The sequence below is a fragment of the Chryseobacterium arachidis genome (assembly GCF_900129245.1).
Classification (GTDB): Bacteria; Bacteroidota; Bacteroidia; order Flavobacteriales; family Weeksellaceae; genus Chryseobacterium; species Chryseobacterium arachidis.
Genome location: NZ_FQUT01000007.1, coordinates 96,299 through 107,478, shown reverse-complemented (window position 1 = coordinate 107,478; position 11,180 = coordinate 96,299). Strand labels below are relative to the sequence as shown.

Sequence of the window (11,180 nt, the reverse complement as noted above, 5' to 3'; positions counted from 1 at the left end):
TATCCTTCTGTTTTAGATAACCATTATAAATTTCTGTATGCTTTTTCTTTCTTTAGTTTGTTCCGATTTGATTGATATGTTGAAGGAAACTGAGCCTAATAAGGCTTTATAAAGAAAATCTGACAGGCTAACAATAAAGTTTTTTAATTTGTAAAATGAGGTATGCTAAATAACTTATAATAAAAATACTTGTGGGCATAAGAAATCCTAAATAATCAATTGCCTCAAAAGAGATTCTCAACGATATATTAATAACAGGCAAGATAATAAAAATAAAGCTGACAACAGATTTCAGGACTCCGTTTTTCCAAGGAATAATCGTTAAAACAATTCCGGTGAGCCCCAAAAAAGCCAAGGACTGATCTGTAAAATTGTCAAAAATAAGTAGAGAACCGATAAGCCAGAGTATAAAAGGAACCGGAATCAGCATTCCCATGAGCAGGATAAAGCAATAGGAAAGGAGCGATATTATTTTTAAGACTTTCATACGTTAAAATTACTTGTTTTTAAAATCTCCTCCCACCTACTCAAAATCAAATCGGTATAAATTTCTTTATCCAAGCCATAAGAACCCAGTGCAAAACCATCGTTCCATTCTATAAGAGCTGTTTCTCCGGTTTTCAAAACTCCAAAATCAATTCCGTAGCCGTTTGTTTTTTCAGTTGAATTTTCAAAATCATGAATAGCGTTTTCAATAATATTCATATTTAATGTGACTTTTTCATCACCATCATATTTTTTAATCCCGACAATTTCCGATTGATTTACAAAAACACGAAATTCTGAAATGAATTCTATAACTTCCGAACAATACAATTCTGTGTCCTTCGCTAATGTTTCTATTTTGAATAAATCATAATTTGATTGAATAACAAATCCTGTGAAAAGCTTGGTTCTTGATTTAGGTTTAACGAAAATATTTAAAGTATTTCCATCATTTTCCAATAATAGCTTACGTACAGTTGTTTCCCTTATATTTCTATGTAAATATTTGTTTAAACTTTCAGGATAGCATGATGGAAATGAATTAAAATTTAGTCTTTTCAACACCTGAGAGATTGCAGAATGATCACCGACCACTAAAGTTTCATTATTCAAGATAAGTTGGTTTCGTTGTAGTTTTTTTAAGGTAAATAGCTCACAACCAATTCCTCTTGATTCTAAAACATTTTTTACATCTAAATGCTCAGGTTCTATTTTATTATTTCCGTATTCATGAATATAGGCTCTGGTAATCATTTTCTGAAAAATATATTTAAAATAAAAACACATCCATTCCGATGTGTTTTTAAGGTACTTTTATTTATTGAAATCTTTCTTCCATTCCGAAATAGGTTTGTAAAAATTGAATGACTGATATTTTGAAGCAATACCAATGTCATAACCTGAAACAACAATGATGTTTAAAATGTCATCATCAGATTTATAAACATTACTGTCGATAAAGATTTTTGCGGTTTTCTGAAGCTCAGGATTGTTAATACTGGTATCAGTAGGAATTTCATTGACTGAAATGCGGGCAATATATGTACAACGTCTGTTTTCCTTATTCTCAAATAAAGAATAATTCATAGAAATACTGGCATTCGAAATATGGTCCTGATCTTGTATTTTTTCATATACAGGAAGAAGTTTCATAAGCTCCGAATTACTGTTATAGTTGTAAAATGAGCCACATACAACACATAAAAAAATGGCTCCGGTAATATAGTACGGTAATTTTATTACTTTCGGTACTAGATTCATTCCACGTTCTCTGTGCTCTTTTACTACGTATGTTTTTACCGCAATATCATGAACAGATTGTCTCGTTTGTTTATTGAAAATATAGAAAATAATAATTCCCAGTCCTACCGTAAAAATGATTATTCCCTGAACAATCGTAATAGGAGAAAATGTTGAAACACCTTTTATTTTTAATCCGTTTAGGAAGAAAGGAGTCGTAAGAATGAAGGCTCTGATGAACGAATTTTTTAAGCTGATAAAATTTCCCTGAATATCAACAACCTGAATATTCATGATCTTTTTACCGAATGTTTGTCCTTTATTTATTTTTGAATTTAAAACCGAAAAATAAATGAGTGAAATTACCCAGCCAATAAGTTTTGCTGTTTCACCAATTGAAATAAAAAAGGTATTGAAAATAAGTCCGAGTAAAAATCCGAAGACTCCAAGAATAAGAGAATCGATAAGCATTGCCAAAATTCTAGTCCAAAATTTAGACAGCACCAGATTGTTTTCCATGTTTAGTTTTATATAAATTAAGACTTCAAATGTAATCAATTTTCCGATCCTATTGATGTAAAATAATTCTTAATAAAATAACTGCTAATTGAAATATTTTCTGAAATCTAAAGGCGAAAGCTGAGTTTTACTTTTAAATAATTTACTGAACGACTGAGGATGCTCAAAGCCTAATTCATTAGCAATTTCACTAACCTTTAAGGCTTAATTCTCACCATTGGCAGCCCGTTTTTAATCGTTTTATAATGAGTTTAAAGATTTTTCCTAAATCAAATCTCGTAGAAAATCCTCGTCTCTCTTTGCTTAAATGAGGTAAAAATACATTTTTCCAGTTTATCTTTGCTTATGAGTTCCAGATTTTAGTTCTTTTTTTTGCAACTCTAAATTGCTAATTTTCTGGAAACTCTTTTCTAAAAAAGTTTAAACAGGCTTATTATTTGAATTTTGTTGATTATCATATTTAATTGCCAAAATTGATTTCGTTATTAGTATAATTTAAAGTCCAGCTTCTGGTATTAAATTCATAAACCTGTCCAGAGTTATCGTATGATTTACTTTCATAAGAACTGTAATTATTTTGTGATAAGGATCTTAGAAAAATTTCATCAAAAATCATAAGATTTTTAGTTGGATTTGCTTTATTGTCGTAATTTTTAAATACTTCAACAATTCTTCCTTTAGCACTAAAATTTATCTGATAAGAAGATGTAATATTATTCCAAATTGCACTTCTTGTCACGATACTATCTACATTTCCATTCTGATTATAATAAATATTGCTTTGAGAGGCAAGATGATTATTTTTTGTAGAAATCAACCTAGAAATTTTATTTTGCTCATATACATATTGAATGGTCTCATTATTACTAAGGATTGTCTTCTTTATAATTTTGCCATTTTCAAAATCAAAAGACTTTTTATTTTCTGCAATTATAGTCCCATCAGTTGAGTTTAACTTTGAAATAATAGAGGCAGTATTGTTACCATAAGTTATTTCATTATAAACATTGGGAGAAAAGATAAAATTAAATCCAGTTTGAGGTGAAGTTGCTAAAAGTCCACCAACTCTTTTTATAGGTCTGTTATTTAAATCATATTCTATTGTTACATTGTTGGAACCTGTTGCCAGAACAGCTTGAGGATATTGCATATAAATGAATTTGTAACTTTCCAGCTTTTTTTCCTGTGTTCCACCAGTTTCAGGGGTATCTTCATCAGCATTATTATTGCAACTGAATAATGCTAGTGAACTTGCTATTAATAAAAATGAGAATGTTTTTATTTTCATGGTTTATAGAAGAATATTATTAATCCAGCAAAACTACATAAATTCAGAATATTAAAAACAAAAGAGAGCGGAAAAACCACTCTCAAATATGTTAACTATAAATCTTAAACTTTCAACTTCCCAACCTCCGAAGGCGTAATCCCAAATTCTTTTTTAAACACAAAAGAGAAGTGAGAAAGATCTTCGAAACCCAGATCAAGATAAATATCTGTAGGCTTTTTATGCTCTTTATTCAACAGGAAATAGGCTTCATCCAAACGTTTTTTCATCAGCCATTTTCCTGGTGTAGTATTGAAAATTGCCTTAAATTCTCTTTTAAAAGTGGATAAGCTTCGTCCGGTCATAAAAGCAAAACGTTCCAGATTGATGTTGAATTTAAAATGTTGGTTCATATAAGATTCCAGATCAATTTTGTGCGGGACATTGAAATTGAAAAAGATATCTTTCAGTTCCGGATTGTTCTTTAGTAAAATCATCAGCAGCTCTTCACGTTTGATATCCACAAAAATGTCATCCAGCTGCTCGGTTCCGTTATAGTAAGGCTCCAAAGAATGCACAAAATTGTGGATCAGTTTATCTTCCTCAATGAACAAAAAAGAATCATTAGTATCCGTGGGCTCTGCCTGATACAGATGGCGTTCCAGAAATTTCTTCAGAAAAGCTTCATCAAAAGTGATAATGACTTTTTCAAAATCTCCGTTGTCCTTATATTTTGTATAGCGAACCAAATGGTTTTTTCTGGCAATACAGTAATCGCCGGGTTTCATCTCATAATGCTTGTAGCCGTCGTATGAAACCATAGATCCCTTAAGCAAAAATAAAAAGAAATGCTCCGGAATAAATTGTTCCGGGGATATTTCGGGTCCTAAATGACAGGAATGAAGGTTGTTGAATTTCATTTTATTATTTTTTCTTTTGTCTTGATATAAAAGAAACAAAAAGTCAAGACTTGAAAACTTTCATTAAAAATTACAATTAACTCCTAAAATTTCCAAAACTTGCACAAGTTCAATATTTATTATATTTCAAAGTTGATGTTGCGCTTCGGACAATGGGATTTTTTAACTGATTTAATTTTTCTTAACACTCCATTTTCCGGGTCAGTTTATTTCAGTTAAAGATATAAGTCTTAGTTTTCTAAGGAATTAACTTTACAAATTTAATAAAAGTGATTTTGATTTTAATCATTCGAAAATGAAATTAAATCAAGTGTATCGAGAATTTACCTATTATAAAAAATTCTCGATACAAAAATTATTTCCGTGTAGTTGCAGATAATTTTTATTCGAATTGAAAACTTCATCAATCTTTCATCACACTATCCGCACTTGCCAGCAAAGCTTCCTCACGACTTCTTGGATTCCAGTGAAGGACAGATTTTGCTTTTTCATTGGACATTTCTTTATAGAATTCTTTACCGATCGGTTCGAGATTCTTCATATCGGAAGTGTACTGTGGCCTTTCTTTTTTGAACAGTTCGGCGACGTCGTAAAAACTCATGACGCCTTCTGCAGTTGCAATGAAACGTTCCCCTGATGCATCCGGATGAAGCATCGCTTTGATATGAATATCTGCAACATCCCTTACGTCCACAACTCCCATGGTAAAAGGCGGAGTTGTATCAAGATTTCCGTTCAGAATTCCTGAAACAGCGATGTCTAATGAAGCTGAAGTAATGCCTCCAAGAGCTGGTCCGAAAATTCCGACAGGGTTAATTACAGATAATTCTAATCCGTTACCTTCTTTTTCGATAAATTCCCAGGCAGATTTTTCAGCAACGGTTTTTGATTTGATATAAGCAGGAAGCTCAGTATTGGCATCTGTCCAGTCTTTTTCTGTGAAAATATGATTTTCAATATTAATGCTGTATCCGACTGCTGCAAATGAAGAAGTTAAAACCACTCTTTTTACACCCGCATCACGGGAAGCTTTCAAAACACGCAAAGCACCGTCTCTCGCAGGAATAATAAGTTCGTTTTCATCTTTCGGATCCTGAGCAGGGAAGGGGGAAGCTACATGCAGGACATAATCGCAGCCTTTTACTGCCTGGTCCCAATTGTTGTCACTTGTAAGGTCTGCCTCGAAAAAAGAAAGGTGAGAAAAATCTGTAATTCCTCCTTCTTCCAATGCTTTGATGATGCTGTCTTTTTTGGTAAGGGAACGAAGCGTTGTTCTTACTTCGTACCCTTGTTGTAATAATTGCAGAACGGTATGAACTCCCAAAAATCCTGTTCCTCCCGTTACCAAAACTGTTGTTTTTGTCTGTACGTTTTCCATTTTGTTTAAATTTTACAGGACAAAGTTGGGGATTATTTGGGGGAATTATTTTGTTGTGGAGTTCAAAATTTATGTGTTGTGGAGTTCAAAATATGTTTGATACAAAAAATCTCTCACAAGAAAACCCGTGAGAGACAAAAATATATGGAATCAATTCCTAAAGGAACGACAGGATTTTATGAGTTAAAAGTAGCGAAAGCACCTTCTGTGGCAGCGAAGAAATTGTCATATAACAAGCCTGTATTTCCTACACGGACTTCATAAATATCATTTTGGAAAGCCTTTACAAGGTCGTTAGCTACATCCGAAGCCGGTATTCCGTTTTCCTTACCTCCGATTTCGGCAGAAAAATCCGTGGCTACCAACGGTGGCATCAATTCAAAAACTTTGATATTGGTATTTTTTGCCAGTTCATATCTCAATAATCTTGTGTGAGAATGAAGAGCTGCTTTAGAATCTGAATAAGTCGGCAGGTGTGAGCCCGGTACGAATCCCACAATGGAAGACACATTCACGATGGCTGCTTCGTTTTGCTGTTTCAGCATGGGAAGAAATTTATCCGTCAGTCTGATCGGGGCAAAATAATTGGTTGTAAACTCTGTAAATGCCTTGCTGTAGATATCTTCGTCATTTGCCAGGTTATGAACGAAGGCACTTCCTGCATTGTTGATGAGAATATTAATACTTCCGAAAGTTGTTTTTATCTCTTCATACAATCTGTCGATATCCGCCGCATCGGTAATATCTGCCTGAATGGTAAATACATTTTCTAAGCCTTTCGCTGCAGCATCCAATTTTTCTTTTGTTCTTCCTACGATGATGATTTTATTCGCAGGGCTTAATGCTTTTGCAATTTCTAAACCGATTCCAGAACCTCCTCCGGTAATTAAGATGGTGTTGTTTGTTGTGTTCATAATAATTTGTTGTTGTTTATGTTATATTAAATTTTAAAATTGTACTATTTGGTACAAAATTGAATAAAAAATTTTATTGTAGTATTTTTAGGTTCATTTCAATCAAGGAACGAAGAATCTCCGGCGAATTTTCCATGCGTCTTGTAACGTGGATTCCGTTCCACAGGTTTGTTAAATGCCAGGCTAATGTTTCAGGATTTTCCTCAATTTTTAGCAGTCCGTTTTTCTGTGCTTTTGTGATGGCTTTAGCAAAAATTTTCTGTAAGCCCTTCAACAATTCGGCGGTAATTTTCTTGATTTCCGCATCTTTTTCAGAAAGCTGAACCAGTGCATTTCCCAGATAACATCCTCTTTCGATATCACAGTCTTTAGCATCCCCAAGTCTCAGAAAAAACTGTCTGATAAATTCAACCTGATCTTCAGCATTGTCGACAGCATCTGCTATCTTATGATTAAAATTTTCAGCGAACTGTTGAATGGACCGTCTATACAGCTCCTGTTTCCCACCTTTAAATGCCAGATAAAAACTTCCTTTCCCTATTCCCATGGCTCCCAGCAATTCGTCTGCAGAAGCGGTGTCGTAACCTTTATTTCTAAAGACTTCGGTTGCTTTTTGGATCGCTTCCTGTTCGTCGAATATTTTGGGTCTTCCAGCCATTTCTTTATTTTGATGAGACAAAGGTATATAATTGTACTAATTAGTACAAAATAAATTTTTAAATATGTTTTATAGTTTTTGTCGATAAAGTTTACAACAGCACGTCATAGCTCATGAAAATGGCTGTTTCTGTAGTGTCGCTATATAGTTTCGTATTGATTCCGGTAATGTTGAAACCTGCTTTACGGTAAAATGTGATGGCGGGATAATTGGTATTTTGAGTTTCAAGTTCTACCAATCTGCATTGCAGGTCTCTTGCTTCACGATTGATACTTTTGAGAAGCAATCTTCCGATATTTTGACCACGATATTTTTCGTTAACCAAAATATTTTCAATGAAAAGGCTGTTGTTCCATTTTCTGAAATCGCAAATGATCCAGCCGACTAATTCGTTTTCATGAAAGGCTCCGAAAGAATGTCCCTGCGCAACAACTTCATTAAAGTCGTTAATATCGCTGTCTGTTGTTTCCCAGATTTTTTTATAAGTCTGTTTTTTTTCTCTGAGGCTGAATTCAAAAGAGCTTCCGACTTCAATCGTTGAAACAGTAAAAATGGTATCGGTTTCGTAACCGTTCAGTCCCCAGTCGGGAACAGGATTGAAAATAATTTTTTCTAATCTTCTGATTTCCATAGATTAAAAATCCATTGTTTTGCTGTTGGAAAAGTTTCCGCGGGTCGCATAGAGAATAATCTGTATCAGCACCAGCGCTGAAATCACAATAACTCTTATCAGCGCATTTTCAGAAAATCTTTCTCTTACCACTTCAAGGTAATTAATCTTTTCAATGGTAAATTCCTTAAGCTTATCAATATTGGTAAAAGCATTCACTTTGCCCACTTCTGAGCTAATTTCTGCTTCGTTGAGGGTGGTGGCCACATTAATAAGGTTGATATTGCTCATGAACAGCCATCCGAACAACAGTATCGATATAAACAAAAGAAAAGGTCTGATAATCTTCATGAATAAAGACGTTTTTTGATGGAACATGTTGGCATTTTGTGTTGATCTCAAATTTAAATAAAAAATGTTTAAAATCTCTTGATTCTGAGCAATTTTAGAATATTAAATTTTGCTTGTACCTTATCATTTTCAGGGTCGAATATCTTAATATCTATTTTTTCCCGGTCTTTAACAGCAATTCCATAATGATTTTCGAGATTTGAATTGATTTTTTCAAATAAACCTAATGGAAGCATAATCTTCAGAATTCTCTCTCCTTCATCAAAATTTAAATTCTTAATCAAAAGTATAACTATAATTTACCGATTCGAAAATAGCAATGGCAGCTACCCATTTCAGTTCTTCAGAATCCAGATCGTGAGATCTTACATTTATGAGACTATAGGGAGTATACTGTTCTGTTTTCACTGTTAAAGGTGCGGGATGTCCACTAAGGTTTCTTCTCATCGAATTATTTCTTTTAAAACCTTTATTGTCACGGCTTTTTCTGATCTTTATTTCTTTGCCCGAATTAAAAGTAACAGTGTAAGAATCCGTGGGGTTATTTCTGTCGAGATGACCGATGAGATATCCGTCTTGATCCTGAATCTGCATAAAATTAACAATTTTCCCTAAATAAATTCCGTTAAAATCAACCGTAAGCTCAGGATACGTATAGTCAAGAAAAATTTTAAACTCTGTAGATTCTGCTAAAATCCGGCAGTCATTGGCTTCAATTCTTTGGAAAGCAATAAGGTTTTCGTTGTTCGGCGAAATGATATACCCTGTTAATTTACTGGGAAACCATTTGAGGGCATTGTAATCCAGATCATTTGTAATATCATTAATCGTATGGCCATTCCACGGAACCAGCGACATTTTCGTCTCATTTACCTTACCTTCCATTTTCATTCTTTCTTTTTCAAAATCTGCCGGAGTTTTTCTTCCCGAAATTCCTTTGAAGGCGGAGAAAAATATTTTCGCACTTCCCAGCATGATAAGGGCAATAATTAAAAAGAAAATAATAATTCCTGCAATAAAAAGATAGAAGATCAATTTAATAATCATATTGATAGTTAGAAAATTAAGGCAGTAATCTGATAAGTTTACAACGGTGCCAAAATTAATTAAAATTTCATACACACAATTTTCAAAACCCTTAAATTTGTGCTTAATAAAAATTTTACTGGATGCTTAGGAAAATTACGGTTGCGGCGGCTACATTTTTGTCCGTACTTACAATCAATGCGCAGAAGAATAAAAATTCACAGTTGGAAAGACCAAAACTGGTTGTAGGTTTGGTGGTAGATCAGATGAGGTGGGATTATCTTTACCGTTTTTACAATAAATATGGGAACGACGGCTTCAAAAGACTTTTACAAACAGGATATTCTTTAAATAATGTTCATATTCCCTATGTTCCTACGGTTACGGCTTTGGGACACACTTGTATTTATACAGGTTCGGTTCCGGCGATTCACGGGATTGCAGGAAACGACTGGACAGATAAGGAAACAGGGCAAAACGTGTATTGTACCACAGACGAAAGTGTAAAACCTGTAGGGACTGCCAATGTAAAAGTAGGGAGCCATTCTCCGAAAAACCTTTGGTCTACAACGGTTTCTGATGAACTAAGACTCGCTACAAATTTTCAGGGGAAAGTAATCGGGGTTTCTTTGAAAGACCGTGCTTCGATTCTTCCGGCAGGACATACACCAAACGGAGCTTTCTGGTTTGATGATTCTTCAGGAGATTTTATCACCAGCACCTGGTATATGAACGATTTGCCCCAATGGGTAAAAGCTTTCAATTCTCAGAATCTGCCGGATAAATTGGTGGCAAACGGCTGGAATACTTTACTTCCGATCAATCAATATACTGAAAGTGCGCCTGACAATTCTCCTTGGGAAGGTCTGTTGGGAAGTGCAAAAACGCCCACTTTCCCTTACTCTAATTTAGCAGCTGATTATCAGGCTAAAAAAGACAATATCCGTTATACACCTTTCGGAAATACGTTGACGTTGAAATTGGCTGAAGCGGCTGTAGAGGGAGAAAAGCTGGGAAGTGATGATGTTGTGGATATGCTGGCGATCAATTTGGCTTCAACGGATTATGCAGGTCACAAATTCGGACCGAATTCTATTGAAGTGGAAGATGTCTATTTAAGATTAGATCAGGATTTAGCACAGTTTTTCAGTTATCTGGATTCTAAAGTCGGGAAAGGACAGTACACCGTTTTTCTTTCGGCAGATCACGGTGGGGCACATTCTGTTGGGTTTTTACAGGAACATAAGATTACAACAGGTTTCTTCGGAGAAGGAATGGATAAAAATATTAATCAGAAACTAAAAGATAAATTCGGAGTTGATAAACTCATCAATGCTGTTGATAATTATCAAATCTACTTCGACAGAAAATTGTTGAAAGACAATAAGCTGGAGCTGGATGATGTAAGAGATTTTGCCATTAAAGAACTGGAGAAAGATCCTACGGTTTTATATGCTGTTTCGGTAGAAGAAGTTCAGGAGTCTACGATTCCGGAACCGATTAAACAGAGAATTATTAATGGGATCAACAGACAGAGAAGCGGTGATATCCAATTGATTTCTCACGATTCTATGTTGCCTCCATATGCTAAAACAGGAACTACACACAGTGTCTGGAATTCTTACGACTCGCACATTCCATTGATTTTTATGGGATGGGGGATTCAGCATGGGGAAAGTAATAAGCCATATTTTATGACAGATATTGCGCCAACGGTTTCTTCATTATTAAAGATTCAGTTTCCAAGTGGAAATGTTGGAAATCCGATTACGGAAGCTATCGGAAAGTAATTTTCTGACGAGAGCATAAAAA

At 34.4% G+C, this 11,180-nt stretch carries 13 protein-coding genes and 1 pseudogene; 1 reads left to right on the top strand and 13 read right to left on the bottom strand.

The window, feature by feature from the left end:
- Positions 1 to 127: 127 nt before the first annotated feature.
- The 13 genes and pseudogenes from BUA89_RS13700 to BUA89_RS13640 form a co-directional block, all read right to left on the bottom strand.
- Positions 128 to 487, bottom strand: coding sequence for a hypothetical protein (locus tag BUA89_RS13700; protein WP_143152342.1), 360 nt, complete (start codon positions 485 to 487; stop codon positions 128 to 130).
- Entirely contained in the window at positions 484 to 1,239 is a 756-nt protein-coding gene (locus tag BUA89_RS13695; protein ID WP_072958913.1) for an ATP-grasp domain-containing protein, read from the bottom strand. Before BUA89_RS13695 ends, BUA89_RS13700 begins: the two co-directional genes overlap by 4 nt.
- A gap of 60 nt (positions 1,240 to 1,299) precedes the next feature.
- Positions 1,300 to 2,244, bottom strand: a complete 945-nt coding sequence (locus tag BUA89_RS13690; protein ID WP_072958910.1) for an RDD family protein — start codon at positions 2,242 to 2,244, stop codon at positions 1,300 to 1,302.
- Between the two features lie 84 nt (positions 2,245 to 2,328).
- Positions 2,329 to 2,445 (bottom strand): annotated as a pseudogene (locus tag BUA89_RS13685) (helix-turn-helix domain-containing protein); the annotation flags it as partial.
- Between the two features lie 259 nt (positions 2,446 to 2,704).
- On the bottom strand, positions 2,705 to 3,532 hold the full coding sequence (locus BUA89_RS13680; protein ID WP_072958908.1) for a hypothetical protein: 828 nt from the start codon (positions 3,530 to 3,532) through the stop codon (positions 2,705 to 2,707).
- 104 nt (positions 3,533 to 3,636) lie between these two features.
- On the bottom strand, positions 3,637 to 4,431 hold the full coding sequence (locus BUA89_RS13675) for a helix-turn-helix domain-containing protein (protein ID WP_072959157.1): 795 nt from the start codon (positions 4,429 to 4,431) through the stop codon (positions 3,637 to 3,639).
- A 403-nt stretch (positions 4,432 to 4,834) separates the two neighbouring features.
- Positions 4,835 to 5,809: an SDR family oxidoreductase gene (locus tag BUA89_RS13670; protein WP_072958905.1), complete on the bottom strand. Its 975-nt coding sequence runs from the start codon at positions 5,807 to 5,809 to the stop codon at positions 4,835 to 4,837.
- A gap of 176 nt (positions 5,810 to 5,985) precedes the next feature.
- Positions 5,986 to 6,723 (bottom strand): SDR family oxidoreductase, encoded by a 738-nt coding sequence (locus tag BUA89_RS13665; protein ID WP_072958902.1) that lies wholly within the window; start codon positions 6,721 to 6,723, stop codon positions 5,986 to 5,988.
- 73 nt (positions 6,724 to 6,796) lie between these two features.
- Positions 6,797 to 7,381, bottom strand: coding sequence for a TetR/AcrR family transcriptional regulator (locus BUA89_RS13660; RefSeq protein WP_072958899.1), 585 nt, complete (start codon positions 7,379 to 7,381; stop codon positions 6,797 to 6,799).
- 91 nt (positions 7,382 to 7,472) lie between these two features.
- On the bottom strand, positions 7,473 to 8,012 hold the full coding sequence (locus BUA89_RS13655; protein ID WP_072958896.1) for a GNAT family N-acetyltransferase: 540 nt from the start codon (positions 8,010 to 8,012) through the stop codon (positions 7,473 to 7,475).
- A 3-nt stretch (positions 8,013 to 8,015) separates the two neighbouring features.
- Positions 8,016 to 8,342 carry a hypothetical protein gene (locus tag BUA89_RS13650; RefSeq protein ID WP_143152341.1) on the bottom strand — a complete coding sequence of 109 codons (327 nt, stop codon included), beginning with the start codon at positions 8,340 to 8,342 and terminating at the stop codon, positions 8,016 to 8,018.
- A gap of 68 nt (positions 8,343 to 8,410) precedes the next feature.
- On the bottom strand, positions 8,411 to 8,626 hold the full coding sequence (locus tag BUA89_RS13645) for a hypothetical protein (protein ID WP_072958890.1): 216 nt from the start codon (positions 8,624 to 8,626) through the stop codon (positions 8,411 to 8,413).
- Positions 8,619 to 9,389 (bottom strand): hypothetical protein, encoded by a 771-nt coding sequence (locus BUA89_RS13640; protein ID WP_072958887.1) that lies wholly within the window; start codon positions 9,387 to 9,389, stop codon positions 8,619 to 8,621. The genes BUA89_RS13645 and BUA89_RS13640 overlap by 8 nt, the downstream gene beginning before the upstream one ends.
- A gap of 122 nt (positions 9,390 to 9,511) precedes the next feature.
- Between BUA89_RS13640 and pafA the strand changes: the two genes are divergently transcribed.
- Entirely contained in the window at positions 9,512 to 11,158 is a 1,647-nt protein-coding gene (gene pafA / locus BUA89_RS13635) for an alkaline phosphatase PafA (RefSeq protein ID WP_072958884.1), read from the top strand.
- The last annotated feature ends 22 nt before the right edge of the window (positions 11,159 to 11,180 follow it).